Source organism: Edwardsiella piscicida, assembly GCF_021733145.1.
Taxonomy (GTDB): domain Bacteria; phylum Pseudomonadota; class Gammaproteobacteria; order Enterobacterales; family Enterobacteriaceae; genus Edwardsiella; species Edwardsiella piscicida.
Genome location: NZ_CP090968.1, coordinates 1,524,925 through 1,540,343 on the forward strand (window position 1 = coordinate 1,524,925; position 15,419 = coordinate 1,540,343).

Here is a 15,419-nt window from a genome sequence, read left to right on the forward strand (position 1 = left end):
AAAGCCGTCGCGGCGTCAATACTCTTTTTTCGTAAAACCAACCGTTTAGCTAAACATTCAACAAATTGGTGAATTACGCCGCATTCGGCGGCGTAATTTACAGCATCTGCGGCGTCGGGGCTTTAGTGGCCGTAGCGTTTTTGCCACTCGGCCTCCAGCGCCTCTTGCCACGAGGGGTGCGGTTCGGCCAGCGCGTGGAACAGGGTTGGCGCCTGGCCAAAGGCGCGCCGCTGCTCAGGCGGCAGGCGGGCAACGTCCACAATGGTCGGATCGCCCCAGATGCGGCTGTCGGCCTTACGCGCCTGCGCCTCGGGCGAGATCAGGAAGTTAATCACCACCTGCGCGGCGTCTTTGGCCGGGGCGTTGAAGGGGATAGCCAGAAAGTGCACGTTGCTCAGGGCGCCGGCCTTAAAGGCATACGCCTGGGTATCGGGCGGCACCTCTCCGGCGGCAATCGCCGCGGGCGCCATGCCGGGGTTGAAGCTGATGGCCAGATCGAGGGCGCCGTCATTGAACAGCTGTAGCTGCTGGGCATCGCTGGTCGGGAATACGCGTCCCTGGCGCCATAGATAGGGGTGGATCTGATCCAGCCAGGCCCACAGCGGAGCGCTGTCACGGGCAAAGATCTGTGGATCCACGGGCTGGCTCAACGGTAGCGCCGGATTGAGCTGCATCAGGATGCTTTTTAGAAAGCTGCTGCCGTGAAACTGCGGCGGCCGCGGATAGGTCACCCGGCCAGGATGCTGTCGGGCATACGCCAGCAGGGCCTGAGGATCGGCCGGCGGCGTCGGCAGCGCGGCGGCATCGTGGAGCAGCACCAGTTGACCGACGCCCCAGGGCGCCTCATAGCCTTCGGTGGCGACGGTGAAGTCGCTGCGCACCGGCAGCGACAGGTTTACCCAGCGCCAGTTGGGCAACTGTTCGGCAAAGGGGCCATACAGCAGGCCCGCGCGCTTCATCGCAGTAAAGTTTTTTCCGTTGATCCAGAGCAGATCCACGCTGCCGTGTTCAAGGTTGCCCGCGGCTTTCTCTGCCCGAATACGGCCGACGGTTTCGGCGATGTCGCCCACCTTAACCTGAACCAGATTGATGCCGTAGCGTTCTTTAACCTGCTGGGCGGCCCAGACCAGGTAGTCATTGACCTGTGGGCTGCCGCCCCAGGCGTTGAAGTAGACGGTTTCACCGCGCGCGCGCTGCAGGTGGGTGTCCCAGGGCGTAGCGGCGGCATGGGTGTTGAGGGTTAACGCCAGGCACAGCGCCGCGGCGCCGCGGAGCAGAGAAGAGAGTCGCATGGGTCGCCTTATCGAAGGTAGGTAAAGGCGTCATTGTAATCGCTGGCGGGGGCGGCGCCTAGCGGGGGAAGCCAAAGGACGGCGAGCGAGGGGGCCCACGCCTATTCCGAATTAAACAGCACAAAGTATGGATAAAAGTGAATAGTTACGCTTATAAATTGCTTAAATAATAGCTAAACGGGCAATTAATTAAGATTAAGGCTGGCCTTTTGGTCGTTTATCCCGCTAAATGTGAATGCGGCCTACACAAACGGTATGGAACAACAACAAAGGCCGACCGGCACAACACCGGGAAGTTCTCAGGATGAGTCGTAACCAGCCCTTTCGTTCAAGGAGAAAAGCGGTGAGCGCTTCAACCACCCCCTCTCACCCAGGTGCCGTCCCATCGGGAACCGGCGCTCTGTTTTTTATTCAAACGTTTGCCACGCTCGGCTTTGCCGTGCTCTATTCCACCCTGGTGCTGTATGCCACGAAACGCCTCGGATTCAGCGAGACACAGGCTAACGCCATGATGGGGATCTTCGGCGCCTTTAACTATGGCCTGCATCTGTTCGGCGGCTATTTGGGCGGGCGCTGTCTCAGTAACCGTAACCTGTTTGTGCTGGGGATGGTGCTGCAGGTGATCGGCTGTTATCTGATCGCCGAGATGGGCGTGACCGGCCTGTATTGGGGACTGGCCATGTTTCTGACCGGCAGCGGGCTGAACGTGACCTGTATCAATATGATGCTGACCCAGCGTTTTGCGCCGGACGATAATCGACGGGAAAGTGCGTTTTTATGGAACTATGCCGGGATGAACCTGGGCTTCTTCATCGGTTTTTCCGTGGCGGGGTATTTCCAACTGACGGAGAACTATCGGGCACTGTTCCTGTTTGCCACGCTGGGTAACGCGGTGGCGATCGTGGTGACCCTGTCCCGCTGGCGCATTTTGGCCGACATTAATACGCCGCTGCGCCAGATCCGCGGTCGCGCCTTCTACCGGCGAATGCTGGTGGGGCTGCTGATCCTGGTGGCGCTGGTCCCGGTGCTGCGGATACTGCTGACCCACGCTGATTTCAGCAGCAACTTCGTGATCCTGCTGGGGATCTTGGTTTTCGTGCTGCTGTGCGTGATGACGGCGCGGCATCGTCAGGCGGATGAGCGTCGCCGCATGGTGGCCTACCTGATCCTGGCGCTGGGATCGCTGGTATTCTGGTCGCTGTATCAGCTGGCGCCGATGGGGCTGATGCTGTTTTCTGAGCACAACATCGATCTGAACGTCTATGGCTGGCGGGTCGCGCCCCAGTGGATTCAGAATATCAATACGCTGGTGATCGTCATCGGTGGTCCGCTGATGGCCTGGCTGTTTAAGTACCTGCGCGAGATCGGCCTGCGCATCGATATTCCCTCGCAGTTCGCCGCTTCGCTGTTTTGCATGGGGCTGGGTATGCTGGTGCTGCCGCTGGGGATTTCGCTGGCCGGCGCCGACGGGCTGGTCGCGTTTAAATGGATCGCCATCAGCTATCTGCTGCAAAGCCTGGGCGAGCTGCTGATCTCACCGATCGGCTATGCCATGATCGGCAAGCTGGCTCCCGCCCGTCTGCAGGGAATGATGATGGGGTGCTGGATGATGGTGACCGGGGTCGCCTCCGTGCTGGCGGGCTATGTCTCTGGGCTGATGCCGCAAAACAGCGGTAATACGCCGCTGGAAACCAACCCGGGCTACAGCGCGGTATTTAATGCGCTGGGCTGGGGCTCTATCGCCACCGGGGTGATCCTGGTGCTGCTGGTGCCGTTGCTGCGTCGGCTGATTGCCTATAGCAAGAGGTCAACCGCCTGAGCGATAGGCAATAATGGCGCTTGACGTTGACAGACGGCGGAGATCCTGACAAAAGGGTATTCGCCGTTTTTTTATCCGCGAGGCAAACGGCGGAGAGCGCCGTCAACACGATCAGGAGGCCGTCATGGAGATCATCTACTACCACCCTTTTTTCACTGCCCAGACCTGGCTTGACGGTATGCGCCAGCGTCTGCCGCAGGCCCATATTCGTCAGTGGCAGCCGGGCGATGATAAGCCCGCCGACTATGCGCTGGTCTGGCAGCCCCCCTATGAGATGCTGGCCCAGCGCCAGGGGCTGCGCGCCATCTTTGCCCTTGGTGCCGGCGTGGATGCCATTCTGGCGCAGGCGCGCGCGCACCCCGGGATTTTGCCGGCGGGGGTGCCGCTGGTGCGCCTGGAGGACACCGGAATGGCTCAGCAGATGGAGGAGTATGCCGTCGCGGCGGTGATGCGGTATTTCCGCCGCTTTGATGAGTATGAGCTGCAGCAGCGTCAGGGGATCTGGCGTTATCTGGCGCCCCATGCGGCGAGTTCGTTTACCGTGGGGGTGCTCGGCGCCGGGGTGCTGGGGGGAAGAGTGGCGCGTCGCCTGGCCTCCTTTGGTTTGCCGGTGCGCTGCTGGAGTCGCACGGTGAAGGATTATCCGCAGGTGCAAAGCTTTTACGGTAGCGAGCAGCTGCCCGCCTTTTTGCAGGGGCTGCAGCTGCTGATCAACCTGCTGCCGAATACGCCGCAGACCGTGGGCATACTGAATCAGCCCCTGTTTGCTCAGATGAACGCCGGCGCCTATATCATCAATCTGGCCCGCGGAGTGCACCTGGATCAGGATGCGCTGCTGGCGGCGCTGGGTAACGGTCAGGTGGCGGCGGCGACGCTGGATGTCTTCGCGCAAGAGCCGCTGGCGGCGGATCACCCGTTCTGGCAGCATCCGCGGGTGACCATAACGCCGCATATCGCGGCGATCACCCTGCCGCAGGTGGCGATGGACTATATCGCCGACAATATTCATGCGATCGAGGCCGGGCGGCGCCCAGAAGGGGTGGTCGATGTCGCGCGCGGCTACTGATCCGCCTGCGTCGGCGCAGGTGAGGACGGCGCGCCCTCCGCGCGCCGGGGCGGCAGGGTCACGCAGTGTTTGCCCCGGTGCTTGCTGATATACAGCCGATTGTCCGCCAGGGTCTTTAGCACCAGCAGCTCGCTGGCTTCGTCGCTGTCGCTGACGCCGATGCTAAGGCGCGCGCCGTAGCGTTCGGCCTCGGCCAACAGCGCGTTGCAGCACTGTGCCAGCGCGCCGATGTCCGGCACGTGTTTCTTATCGAGCAGGGCGGCAAACTCATCGCCGCCGATGCGGTAAAAGCGCCAGCCCTCCTGACGGCGGGCAAAGGCCGCCGCCAGCTGCGCCAGCAGGCGATCGCCCTCATCCTGACCCAGATCATCGTTTACCTGACCAAAGGCATCCAGATCCAGCAGCAGCAGGTAAAAGGGCTGCTGCTGATAGAGGCGCTGGGCGATGTCATAATCATACTTACGCCGGTTATACAGCTTGGTCAGCGGATCGCGCAGCAGCGCCTTTTTGTCCAGCTCGACGCGTCGTTTGACGGCGTCATTAAAAAAGAGGCCGTTTTGGCGCGATGGCGTTTTCCCGGAGAGAAACTCCTCGCGCTCGCGTTCGATTTCACGCTTGATTTTTTTATAAAAGTAGCGCAGGAAAAAGATGGCACAGCCAAATGACAGAATAAAATAGAGCAGGTTAAATCCAATCAGCTTTAACAGATAGATGAAGGGGATATAGCCGACCAGCGTTGCCTTTTTCCCGTTAAGTAATTCGTTCTGTTGGATTACCTTTATTTCCAATGGTCTGTTACGCCACAGATTTTCACCGCGGATGCTGTCCGGCAGCAGCTGCGGCGCATTGGCTGAGCGGGCGATGAGTTTATTGTCGTCGTCAAACAGATAAAGATAAATCGGGGTGGTGGCGCTGTGTTGATCTAATACCTTTTCCAGACCATAAATATCCAGAAGGAATACCATGACCTTGCCGTCACCGGTGGTATATTTCAGATAAGGCAGCACGGTTTCGCCCCGATCCAGATGGCCATACCATTGACGCTGCTGGTGTCCGCGCATCTGCGCGATCAGCCGCTGCTTCTTATCATCAGAGAGCCAGTCGTGGGCGCGGTCATCCAGCAGTCGCAGGTGATCGCCATCCAGCAGATAGACGCTGTTACCCCAGTGCAGATCGCGGGCGACGGCAAAGAGATCGGGGATCTGGCTGCCTTTTTTAGAGACATATTCAATAATTTTACTGCGCCGTTGGATATTGCGATTATCGTTATCCAACTGACTTTTTGAAATGCCATTGACAATGGCAGAGGTCACTAGACGCATATTCTGCCATTCGCGGGCGCTGCTATAAATAACCAATGCGCCGGAGCTGATAAATAAAATAACAAACAGACCTGCTACGGCTCTGCGTAAAGTCCTTTCCAGAACCATCCCACGCTCCTGATAAAGACAGTCATCCTACGCTAGCGTTGGCGAGCCGCTGCTGGGGCAACGACCTGCGACCAATAGGACTATTTCGAGAGGCGCATGGTAAAGCAAAAATCATACAGTGACAATTTTTTCAATAGGCGATTGGGCATGACGTTATATCGTGATTAATGTAATAGATTGGATGCTAACGGCTATCCGATCCGGGCGCGGCGATCGCTCACGTCGCGTTCGATATTACGCCGGGATATCCGGCGCGGCGGCGGCTGAAGCTGCGCCGGATCTTTGTTACAGTATGACCATGCCTCGCCGCCGTACAGGGCGTCGATGCCACGACCCGTAACGAAACGCCGATGAGGGTGCGTCGCCGAGGCGGCCCGATGCAGATTCAAGGAGAGGTGAGAGGTTTATGTATTCTGTCGATTTACATATGCATACCGTGGCCAGTACCCATGCCTACAGCACGCTGCATGACTATATCGCCCAGGCGGCGACGCGCGGCCTGCGCCTGTTTGCGATTACCGATCATGGCCCGGATATGGCCGATGCTCCGCACCCCTGGCACTTTATGAATATGCGCGTCTGGCCGCGGACGGTAAACGGCGTCGGCATCCTGCGCGGGATCGAGGCGAATATCAAGAACCGCCAGGGTGATATCGACTGCCATGGCCGTATGCTGGCGGAGATGGACGTGGTCATCGCCGGCTTTCATGAGCCGGTGCTGGCGCCGGTCGATCGCGCGTTTCATACCGAGGCGCTGCTGGCGACGATCGCCCGCGGCGAGGCGGATATTATTTCGCACCCCGGCAATCCAAAGTATCCGTTAGATATTCCGGCGGTGGCTCGCGCCGCCGCCGAGCATGGGGTGGCGCTGGAGCTGAATAACTCCTCGTTTAGCCACTCGCGCGCGGGCAGCGCCGATAACTGCCGGGCGATCGCGGCGGCGGTGCGCGACGCCGGCGGCTGGCTCTCCCTGGGCTCGGATGCGCATATCGCGTTTGATATGGGAAACTTTAGCCACTGTATCCGGGTGCTGAATGAGGTAAACTTCCCGCCGGAGCGGGTGCTGAATGCCTCACCGCGGCGTGTGCTGGACTTTTTGCAGCGGCGGGGCAGACCGGCGATCCCTGAATTTGCCGATTGGTGATGCGTATTGGTGACAATGTCACTTTTACGCTATTGGTCAGGAACGGATATGAACGATTTTTCCATAGTGTGTCGCCTGCTGGGCTCTCTGTTTGCCCGTCAGCCTCAGGATCCCCTGTTGGATCCGCTGTTTACCCTGCTACAGAATAACCAGCTGCAGCAGTACTGGCCGCTGGAGCAGGATGCCCTGCTGGCGCGTTTGCAGGCCGCTGCAGGCGATCGCGGCGCGCTGGCGCAGGATTACCAGGGGCTGTTCGCCGCCGAGGGCGCGGTGGCAACCCAGCGCAGCGCCTACCTGGCGGACGCCGAGGAGCAGCAGGTGCGCGACTTTTTGCTGCAGCGCGGTATGCCGCTGGGGGCCGGGGCGGCGGACAGCTTTGGCCAGCTGCTGCTGGCGGCCTCGTGGCTGGAGGATCAGGGGCAGCGTGACGAGGTGTTGGCCCAGGCCAGCCTGTTCGATGTGTATTTGATGCCGTGGGCTGCCCAGTTTCTGGGCAAGGTCGAGGCCCATGCGCGCACGCCGTTTTACCGTACGCTGGCGGAGCTGACCCGTGAGGCGCTGCAGGCGCTGCGCGACGATCTGGCGGAGGACGAAGAGGGAACGGCGGACGACGAAGACGGTGACGCTGCCTGACGCGATCTTCGCTATCCACCGGCGTCGCCGGGGGCAACAAGACAAAAAAACGGCGCCGCGTGGCGCCGTTTTACCGCAGGGTGAAGCGCTGCGCGACCTGATATCAGTCGGTCAGCGGGATCACCAGCTCACCGGGCTTGACCTCTAGCCCTTTGGCCAGTTTCCGGGCGATAGCCTCGGTCTTGCTGTTCTCCGGATTGAGCACATAGGCCGGCTGCTGATCAAAATAGCTGCGCAGGGACTGGTTCAGGTAAGGCACCAGCGCCTTCATCAGCGTCTCCATTTTCTCCGGCTGCACCTTATAGTCCACCAGGGTTAAATCGCGTAGGTAGATGGCGCCCTCATCGCGCTGGTATACCGGCTTGGCGCGCAGCGTCAGCTGCAGTTCGCTCTGCTGGGGACCCAGAATGGAGCTGATGGCGACGTTGGCGTGGCCGCTCAGCGTAATGGTGTTGGGCTCACTGCGGCCAATTTGGCTGCTGAGCTGATCCAGCGTGATGCGAGCATCGACCAGGCCGGGGACCCCGATCTGTTTTTCAAACTGGCTGTGCTTATCCAGGTAGGTATTGATCTGCTGCTCGCTGACGCTGTAGCTGGTCAGCTTATTACAGGCAGTCAGCACCAGACCGGCGACCAGAACCGCAGCGGTAAACCCTAGTTTTCTCATGAATGAAGCCTCGGCGACGGGAACAACCCGATACATAAAACGCTGATTGTGACACAGATAACCGCGGGGAAAAACCGCCGTAACGGGATGAAGCGCCACGCAGCACGTACCTTACAGCATAAATGCTGGGGGCTGCGGCGGGGATCGGATAAGACTGAATTCCCGCCGCCGCGTTAGCTGGAGCGGGGCTGGCGCGTGGTGCAGAGTGCCCGTAGTGAAAACTGCCAGTAGAGCAGCGCCAGCGTCAGCAGACCGATGATCCCCAGCAGCGCCCAGGGGAGCTCGGGCATGGCCAGGCTGCGACCTATATCATACATCCAGCCGCCGCCGGTGTAGCCGAGGGCGCCACCCAGCGCCAGTCCGAGGCGACTAAAGCCCATGTAGCTGCCGCGCGCCCGGGCATCGGCCAGCGAGGCGCTGAGGGTTTCGCGCGCTGGCTCGGCGATAATCGAGCCGAGATAGAAGCAGCAGATCAGCGCAAACAGCGACTGTAGCGTGGTGCTCAGCCCCAGAGGGAACAGGCTGAGGGTCATCAGCAGCAGGCCGAACATCAGGCGCTGCTCCAGGCTGAAGCGCTTTTCACTCCAGCGGGCGATAGGGTAGAGCAGCGTCAGCGACAGCGCCGCCTCAATGGCGTACATCCATTTCACTGCGCCCGGTCCGCCGGCGATGTCGTTGACCACGATCGGCAGCATCAGCATGACCTGCACCGCCAGCATATAGTAACCGGTGAGGGTGAGCACATAGGTCAAAAAGCGCCGATCGCGCACCACGCGCAGCATGCCTTCGCGCACCGGCGCCCGGATGGTCGAAATACGGTAGGCCGGCAGCAGCCAGGCGTTCCACGCGGCGGCCAGCACAAAGAGGGCGGCGCCGGCCCAGCACACGTAATGGAAGTCATAGGCCAGCAGCCAGCTGCCGATCAGGGCGCCGATCACCGCGCCGGCGCTGTCCTGCATCATCAACAGAGAGTAGAAGCGGCCGCGCTCATGGGGACGGGTGAGCTTGATCACCAGCGCGGTTCGTGGGGGATCGAACAGCGTACCGCCCAGGGCGGAAAGTGCGCAGGAGGCCCAGAGGATCCACGGCTCGCTGGCGACGGCCATCGTGGCGAACCCGGCGGCGCGCAGCAGCATGCCGCTGACGATCATCGGCTTGGCGCCGACGCGATCGGCGATCGCCCCGCCGAAGATGCCCAGCCCCTGCTGCAGCAGCTGGCGCAGGCCGAGGGCGATGCCGACCATCAGAGCGGCCCAGCCCAGCTGGTCGACAAAGCGGATAGAGATGAGGGGAAAAACGACAAAGAAGCCCAGCACGACCAGCAGATTATCGATCAGGAGAAAGTACTTCCCCGATCGCCTGGCCTGTAATACCAGCGACATGTTCCACCATTGAGCGCGAGTAAAGCGATAACGTACGGTACGTTCATTTTCGCCGTTTCACGAAAGCAAAAACAGAGAAATGATAGATTGGCTGAATAAACAGTAAATTGTATGGTCGGGATGACAAGTTGTGGAATATAGCGTTAAGCGACTAGCAGATCCGGGAGAAATTACTGAGCGCGGAGCGCGTTTGTATATTATAACGCCAGTCAATGACTTACCGACCATGGACAGAGAGGTTATAGTTATCGGTACGGCGCCGGGGACCGAGAGGGGGCCGGTACCATTCGATGACTGCAATGCACACGGAGGGATTCATGTTTGGCTATGGCAATGCGGGCCCCAGGGTTCGCCTGACCACGGATCGGCTGATCGTGCGGCTGGTCAACGAACGCGACGCGCACCGGCTGGCCGATTACTATGCGGAAAACCGCGACTTTTTGCGCCCTTGGGAGCCGATCCGCGATGAGAGTCACTGCTACCCGACCGGCTGGCAGGCCCGGCTGTCGATGATCCGTGAGCTGCAAAAGCAGGGCGGTGCGTTTTATTTCATCCTGTTAGGCCACGATGAGCAGGAGGTGCGCGGGGTTGCTAACTTCAGCAATGTGCTGCGCGGCGCATTTCACGCCTGCTTTCTGGGCTATTCGGTGGCGGCCCAGTGGCAGGGGCAAGGGGTGATGTATGAAGGGCTCCAGGCGGCGATACGCTATATGCAGCGTCAGCAGCATATGCACCGTATCATGGCTAACTATATGCCGCACAACCAGCGCAGCGGTGCCCTGCTGCAGCGCCTGGGGTTCGAAAAAGAGGGATATGCCAAAAACTACCTGTTAATCAATGGAAAATGGCAGGATCATGTCTTGACCGCCCTGACGAATCCCGAGTGGACCGTGGGGCGCTGACGCCGCAGAATGGATGAACGACCTGGAGATAGTCCCGCATGATTAAACATATTCTTTCCCCGCTGGAGGCGCGCGTCATCGGCTGCTTTTTGGAAAAGCAGATCACGACGCCGGAGCAGTATCCGCTGTCGCTCAACGCGCTGACGACCGCCTGTAACCAGAAAACCAACCGCGAGCCGGTGCTGGAGCTGAGCGAGAGCGAGGTGCAAAACGCGCTGGATCTGCTGATCCGTAAGCACCGGATCCGCAGCGTGAATGCGCCGGGCAGCCGGGTGGTGAAGTATGAGCACCGCTTCTGCAACTCTGAGTTCGGCGATCTGCGCTTTAGCGCGGCGGAGGTCGCGCTGATTTGCTGCCTGCTGCTGCGCGGCCCGCAGACGCCGGGTGAGCTACGTACCCGCTGTAACCGTCTGTATGCTTTTGCCGATGTGACTGAGGCGGAGCAGGCGCTCAATCGCCTGGCTGAGCGTGAGGATGGGCCGTTTGTGCAGCGCCTGGCGCGTGAGCCGGGACGGCGGGAGAGCCGCTATGCCCATCTGTTCTGCGGCGAGGTGGCGGCGGATACGCTGCCGTCGACGCCGCTCGCCGCGCCGGAGGCGCTCGGTGAGCGGGTGGCCGCGCTGGAGGCCGAGGTCGCCGCGCTGAAGCAGCAGCTGGCCCGCCTGCTGGGCGACGATCAGGCTTCATAGCCGCACTTTCGGCCGCGCTGCGCTGAATTAATCGTCGGGCGGTCGGGGAACTCGCCTTTTGTTACATCCTGCGCTGGCTATTCATCATGGGATAAGTAGACTAGTTGGCCTGTTTTCCCCGCCGCCCGCGGCGGGGCCGCAACCCTGACGATGAACCGATGAATCTACTTAAATCACTGGCTGCGGTCAGCTCAATGACCCTCTTTTCGCGCGTGCTGGGGTTTGCCCGCGACGCGCTGGTCGCCAGGATCTTTGGCGCTGGGATGGCGACCGATGCCTTTTTTGTGGCCTTCAAGCTGCCCAACCTGCTACGGCGGATCTTTGCCGAGGGCGCCTTTTCCCAGGCCTTTGTGCCGATCCTGGCGGAGTATAAAAACCAGCAGGGCGAGCAGGCGACGCAGACCTTTATCGCCTACGTCAGCGGTCTATTGACCCTGATTTTGGCGCTGGTGACGCTGCTCGGTATGCTGGCGGCCCCCTGGGTTATCTATGCCACCGCGCCCGGCTTCGCCGATACGCCGGACAAGTTTGCGCTGACCAGCGCGCTGCTGCGCATCACCTTTCCCTATATCTTGCTCATCTCCTTGGCCTCGATGGCCGGCGCGGTGCTGAATACCTGGAACCGTTTTTCGGTACCGGCCTTTGCGCCGACGCTGCTGAACGTCAGCATGATCGGCTTTGCGCTGTTTGTGGCGCCGTACTGCCATCCGCCGATCCTGGCGCTGGCCTGGGCCGTGCTGGTGGGTGGCGTGCTGCAGCTGGGGTATCAGCTGCCGCACCTGAAGAAGATAGGCATGCTGGTGCTGCCGCGCCTCAACCTGCACGATCGCGGGGTATGGCGGGTGCTCAAGCTGATGGGGCCGGCGATTGTCGGGGTTTCTGTCAGCCAAATCTCGCTGATCATCAATACTATTTTCGCCTCTTTCCTGGTCTCGGGCTCCGTTTCCTGGATGTACTATGCCGACCGCCTGATGGAGCTGCCGTCGGGGGTGCTGGGGGTCGCGCTGGGGACGATTCTGCTGCCGTCGCTGGCCAAAAGCTTCTCCTCTGGCCGCTTGGACGACTATAACCGTCTGCTGGACTGGGGGCTGCGCCTCTGCTTTCTGCTGGCGCTGCCCTGCGCCGTGGCGCTGGGAGTGATCGCGAAGCCGCTGACGGTGGCGCTGTTCCAGTATGGTAAATTCAGCGCCTTTGATGCGGCGATGACCCAGCGAGCGCTGGTGGCCTACTCCATCGGCCTGCTCGGGATTATCATGGTGAAGATCCTGGCGCCGGGCTTTTACTCTCGCCAGGATATCAAGACGCCGGTGAAGATCGCCATCGTCACGCTGATCCTGACCCAGGTGATGAACCTGATCTTTATCGGTCCCCTAAAGCATGCCGGGCTGTCGCTCTCCATCGGCCTGGCCGCCTGCCTGAATGCCGGTCTGCTGTACTGGCAGCTGCGGCGTCAGCGTCTGTTCACGCCGCAGAAGGGGTGGTTGGGATTCCTGGGTAAGCTGGTGCTGGCGGTGCTGGTGATGACGGCGGTGCTGATCGGCATGATGTGGCTGATGCCGGCGTGGGATATCGGAAATATGCCTTATCGCCTGCTGCGTCTGGTGGGGCTGGTGGTGGCCGGCGCGGTCAGCTACTTTGCGGTGCTGGCGCTGCTGGGATTCCGCCTGCGCGACTTTACCCGCAGCGCGGTGCTATAAACGTCGGGGCAGCGGCTGCCCGCGATCGCGCTCATAAAAAAGCCACCTGCGGTGCGGGTGGCTTTTTGCTATCAACCTCAGATCGCCGCCCGTGGCGGCGGCGATCGTGTCGGCGCGGCGTTACATACGCTCGACCGTCTTGATCCCCAGGGTGTCCAGACCGGTTTTCAGCGTACGGGCCGTCAGGGCGGCCAGCTTCAGGCGGCTGGCGCACACGCTCTCCTCGTCGGCGTTGAGGATCGGGCAGGCCTCATAGAAGCTGGAAAACAGGCCGGCGACTTCGTACAGGTAGGCGCACATGACGTGCGGGGTTCCCTCACGCGCAACGCTCAGGATCGTCTCTTCAAACTGCATCAGGCGGGTGGCCAGCGCCTTTTCACGATCTTCCGTCAGCGTAATGGCGCCCTGCAGGGCATTTTCATCGATGCCGGCGCGCTTGAAGATGGAGGCGACGCGGGTATAGGCATACTGCATGTAAGGGGCGGTGTTGCCCTCGAAGGCCAGCATGTTGTCCCAGTCAAAGATATAGTCGGTGGTGCGGTTTTTGGAGAGATCCGCATACTTGACCGCACCGATACCGACCACTTCTACCAGCGCCTTCAGCTCGTCGCCGCTCAGCTCCGGGTTCTTGGCGGCGATCAGCTTGGCGGCGCGCTCGATGGCTTCATCCAGCAGATCGGCCAGCTTGATGGTGCCGCCGGCGCGGGTCTTGAACGGCTTGCCGTCTTTACCCAGCATCATGCCGAACATGTGGTGCTCTAGGCTGACGGAGTCCGGCACATAGCCGGCCTTGCGTACGATGGCCCAGGCCTGCATCAGGTGCTGATGCTGGCGGGAGTCGATGTAGTACAGGATACGGTTGGCGCCGAGGGTCTCATAACGGTACTTGGCGCAGGCGATATCGGTGGTGGTGTACAGGTAGCCGCCGTCCTTCTTCTGGACGATCACCCCCATCGGCTCACCTTCTTTGTTCTTGAACTCGTCCAGGAAGACGACGGTGGCGCCTTCGCTTTCGGTCGCCAGCCCTTTGGCTTTCAGATCGGCGACGATCCCCGGCAGCATCGGGTTGTACAGGCTCTCGCCCATGACGTCATCGTCGGTCAGGGTCACGTTGAGACGGTCATAGTTGCGCTGGTTCTGACGCATGGTGATATCCACCAGCTTGCGCCACATTTCGCGGCAGTATTCATCGCCGCCCTGCAGTTTAACCACGTAGCCGCGCGCGCGCTCGGCAAAGGCCGCGTCTTCATCGTAGTGCTTTTTGGCTTCGCGGTAGAAGGCTTCCAGATCGGCCAGCGCCATGTCGCCGGTTTTGCTGCTGCCCTGCACCTTTTCCAGGTAGGCGATCAGCATACCGAACTGGGTGCCCCAGTCGCCGACGTGGTTGGCGCGGATAACGTTGTGGCCCAGGAACTCCAGGGTGCGTACGGCGGCGTCGCCAATGATGGTGGAGCGCAGATGACCGACGTGCATCTCTTTGGCGACGTTCGGCGCGGAGTAGTCAACGACGATGGTCTGCGGCTCGACGCGAGCCACGCCCAGGCGCGGATCGGCCAGCGCGGCATCGGCCTGCGCAGCTAGCCAGGCGGCATCGAGGAAGATATTGATGAAACCCGGACCGGCAATCTCTACCTTGCTGGCGATCCCATCCAGCGCCAGATTGGCCACGACTTGCTCGGCGAGCTGTCGCGGAGGCAGGCCCATTTTTTTCGCCGCGGCCATAATGCCATTGGCCTGATAGTCGCCAAACTGGACTTTCGCGGAGGGACGGACCAGGGCCTCGCTGTCGGCCGGCGCACCGGCAGCAACCAGCGCCTGCGTGACTTTATCTGAAATAATTGCCTGAATATTCACGGGATTACCTTAAGCTATTCGCACCGGCCGCGCGCGGCGCCGGCGTCGTGAATGTGAAAACCGAATCATGGCCGCCGGGGCATCTCACCCGGCGGAAAACAGCCGGTCATTATAGGGGAAATCGGCTCCGCCGTCAGCACCCGCCGCACCGGCATTCTCGATGGGGCTGCGCTGGGATGGATGTTACGCGCCGGGCAGGGTAGAGTACCCGCCGCGAAGGGGCTCCGTTGGCCGTGTGCGGCGGCGAGAGGCTCCACTGGGGATGAGAGGAGAAGGGCATGAACGGTTTGGCCGATATTGATGAGCTGCGTGAGCTGGCGGCGGATCTGGTGCGCTTTGAGCAGGCGCTGGCGCAGCTGGCATCGGCGCTGTCGTTGGATTTGGCGCAGTTTACGGCGGATCACATCTCGCTGCGCTGCCACCAGACGGAGACCGCCGACCGCTGGCGGCGGGGCTTTTTGCGCTGTGGGACGCTGCTGGCGGAGAATATCATCAACGGGCGCCCGATCTGCCTGTTTGATCTGGCGCAGCCGCTGCGGGTGGGGCCCTGGCGTATCGACTGCGTGGAGCTCCCCTATCCAGGGGAAAAGCGCTACCCGCATCAGGGATGGCAGCACGTTGAGCTGGTGCTGGCGGGGCCGCCGGAGACGCTGCACCGCCGGGCGCTGGCGCTATTGCCGGATGAGGCCCTTCTGGCGCCGGGGATCCGTCTGACCTTCAGCCATCCGCGCGGCGAGGGAGAGCGGCTGCCGAATCCGACGCTGGCGGTCGGCGATCGGCTGACCACCCTAAAATTTCACCCCTATACCCTGCGCGAGATCGTCGCCAGCGAGCGGCGCTGACG

13 protein-coding genes are annotated in these 15,419 nt (G+C 61.1%); 8 read left to right on the forward strand and 5 right to left on the reverse strand.

Annotation, left to right across the window (positions count from 1 at the left end):
* Positions 1 to 122 precede the first annotated feature (122 nt).
* Positions 123 to 1,292, reverse strand: a complete 1,170-nt coding sequence (locus tag L1P05_RS06915; protein WP_012848267.1) for an ABC transporter substrate-binding protein — start codon at positions 1,290 to 1,292, stop codon at positions 123 to 125.
* A 343-nt stretch (positions 1,293 to 1,635) separates the two neighbouring features.
* On the opposite strand from L1P05_RS06915, the gene L1P05_RS06920 reads away from it, so the two are divergent.
* Both L1P05_RS06920 and ghrA read left to right on the forward strand, forming a co-directional pair.
* On the forward strand, positions 1,636 to 3,111 hold the full coding sequence (locus L1P05_RS06920) for a peptide MFS transporter (RefSeq protein ID WP_012848268.1): 1,476 nt from the start codon (positions 1,636 to 1,638) through the stop codon (positions 3,109 to 3,111).
* Between the two features lie 124 nt (positions 3,112 to 3,235).
* Positions 3,236 to 4,177 (forward strand): glyoxylate/hydroxypyruvate reductase GhrA, encoded by a 942-nt coding sequence (gene ghrA / locus L1P05_RS06925; RefSeq protein ID WP_012848269.1) that lies wholly within the window; start codon positions 3,236 to 3,238, stop codon positions 4,175 to 4,177.
* On the opposite strand, the gene L1P05_RS06930 is transcribed toward ghrA, so the two are convergent.
* The gene (locus tag L1P05_RS06930) at positions 4,171 to 5,499 is read right to left on the reverse strand and encodes a GGDEF domain-containing protein (protein WP_226064217.1); all 1,329 of its coding nucleotides are present in this window, start codon (positions 5,497 to 5,499) and stop codon (positions 4,171 to 4,173) included. The two genes, ghrA and L1P05_RS06930, sit on opposite strands and share 7 nt — an antisense overlap.
* A 514-nt stretch (positions 5,500 to 6,013) precedes the next feature.
* Between L1P05_RS06930 and L1P05_RS06935 the strand changes: the two genes are divergently transcribed.
* Positions 6,014 to 6,751 (forward strand): phosphatase, encoded by a 738-nt coding sequence (locus tag L1P05_RS06935; protein WP_012848272.1) that lies wholly within the window; start codon positions 6,014 to 6,016, stop codon positions 6,749 to 6,751.
* 48 nt (positions 6,752 to 6,799) lie between these two features.
* A complete protein-coding gene (locus tag L1P05_RS06940) occupies positions 6,800 to 7,384 on the forward strand; it encodes a TorD/DmsD family molecular chaperone (RefSeq protein WP_012848273.1) in 585 nt (194 codons plus the stop codon).
* A 103-nt stretch (positions 7,385 to 7,487) separates the two neighbouring features.
* Here L1P05_RS06940 and L1P05_RS06945 read toward each other — a convergent pair whose 3' ends face one another.
* Both L1P05_RS06945 and mdtH read right to left on the reverse strand, forming a co-directional pair.
* A complete protein-coding gene (locus L1P05_RS06945) occupies positions 7,488 to 8,051 on the reverse strand; it encodes a lipoprotein (RefSeq protein ID WP_015461344.1) in 564 nt (187 codons plus the stop codon).
* 173 nt (positions 8,052 to 8,224) lie between these two features.
* A complete protein-coding gene (mdtH, locus tag L1P05_RS06950) occupies positions 8,225 to 9,433 on the reverse strand; it encodes a multidrug efflux MFS transporter MdtH (RefSeq protein ID WP_012848275.1) in 1,209 nt (402 codons plus the stop codon).
* A gap of 317 nt (positions 9,434 to 9,750) precedes the next feature.
* On the opposite strand from mdtH, the gene rimJ reads away from it, so the two are divergent.
* The 3 genes from rimJ (at position 9,751) to murJ (ending at position 12,721) form a co-directional block, all read left to right on the forward strand.
* Positions 9,751 to 10,335, forward strand: coding sequence for a ribosomal protein S5-alanine N-acetyltransferase (gene rimJ / locus L1P05_RS06955; RefSeq protein WP_012848276.1), 585 nt, complete (start codon positions 9,751 to 9,753; stop codon positions 10,333 to 10,335).
* Between the two features lie 38 nt (positions 10,336 to 10,373).
* Positions 10,374 to 11,024: a DUF480 domain-containing protein gene (locus L1P05_RS06960; RefSeq protein ID WP_012848277.1), complete on the forward strand. Its 651-nt coding sequence runs from the start codon at positions 10,374 to 10,376 to the stop codon at positions 11,022 to 11,024.
* A gap of 158 nt (positions 11,025 to 11,182) precedes the next feature.
* Positions 11,183 to 12,721, forward strand: coding sequence for a murein biosynthesis integral membrane protein MurJ (gene murJ / locus L1P05_RS06965; RefSeq protein ID WP_012848278.1), 1,539 nt, complete (start codon positions 11,183 to 11,185; stop codon positions 12,719 to 12,721).
* Positions 12,722 to 12,841: 120 nt separating this feature from the next.
* On the opposite strand, the gene argS is transcribed toward murJ, so the two are convergent.
* Positions 12,842 to 14,575: an arginine--tRNA ligase gene (gene argS, locus L1P05_RS06970; protein ID WP_012848279.1), complete on the reverse strand. Its 1,734-nt coding sequence runs from the start codon at positions 14,573 to 14,575 to the stop codon at positions 12,842 to 12,844.
* A 278-nt stretch (positions 14,576 to 14,853) separates the two neighbouring features.
* On the opposite strand from argS, the gene L1P05_RS06975 reads away from it, so the two are divergent.
* The gene (locus L1P05_RS06975) at positions 14,854 to 15,417 is read left to right on the forward strand and encodes a VOC family protein (RefSeq protein ID WP_012848280.1); all 564 of its coding nucleotides are present in this window, start codon (positions 14,854 to 14,856) and stop codon (positions 15,415 to 15,417) included.
* Positions 15,418 to 15,419: the final 2 nt, after the last annotated feature.

Bases quoted from the DNA above. Each gene is read 5' to 3' on its own strand.
- mdtH (WP_012848275.1), bottom strand. From the start codon at position 9,433: ATGTCGCTGGTATTACAGGCCAGGCGATCGGGGAAGTACTTTCTCCTG.
- L1P05_RS06935 (WP_012848272.1), top strand. From the start codon at position 6,014: ATGTATTCTGTCGATTTACATATGCATACCGTGGCCAGTACCCATGCC.
- L1P05_RS06915 (WP_012848267.1), bottom strand. From the start codon at position 1,292: ATGCGACTCTCTTCTCTGCTCCGCGGCGCCGCGGCGCTGTGCCTGGCG.
- rimJ (WP_012848276.1), top strand. From the start codon at position 9,751: ATGTTTGGCTATGGCAATGCGGGCCCCAGGGTTCGCCTGACCACGGAT.
- L1P05_RS06975 (WP_012848280.1), top strand. From the start codon at position 14,854: ATGAACGGTTTGGCCGATATTGATGAGCTGCGTGAGCTGGCGGCGGAT.
- murJ (WP_012848278.1), top strand. From the start codon at position 11,183: ATGAATCTACTTAAATCACTGGCTGCGGTCAGCTCAATGACCCTCTTT.
- L1P05_RS06960 (WP_012848277.1), top strand. From the start codon at position 10,374: ATGATTAAACATATTCTTTCCCCGCTGGAGGCGCGCGTCATCGGCTGC.
- L1P05_RS06930 (WP_226064217.1), bottom strand. From the start codon at position 5,499: ATGCGTCTAGTGACCTCTGCCATTGTCAATGGCATTTCAAAAAGTCAG.
- L1P05_RS06940 (WP_012848273.1), top strand. From the start codon at position 6,800: ATGAACGATTTTTCCATAGTGTGTCGCCTGCTGGGCTCTCTGTTTGCC.
- ghrA (WP_012848269.1), top strand. From the start codon at position 3,236: ATGGAGATCATCTACTACCACCCTTTTTTCACTGCCCAGACCTGGCTT.
- L1P05_RS06945 (WP_015461344.1), bottom strand. From the start codon at position 8,051: ATGAGAAAACTAGGGTTTACCGCTGCGGTTCTGGTCGCCGGTCTGGTG.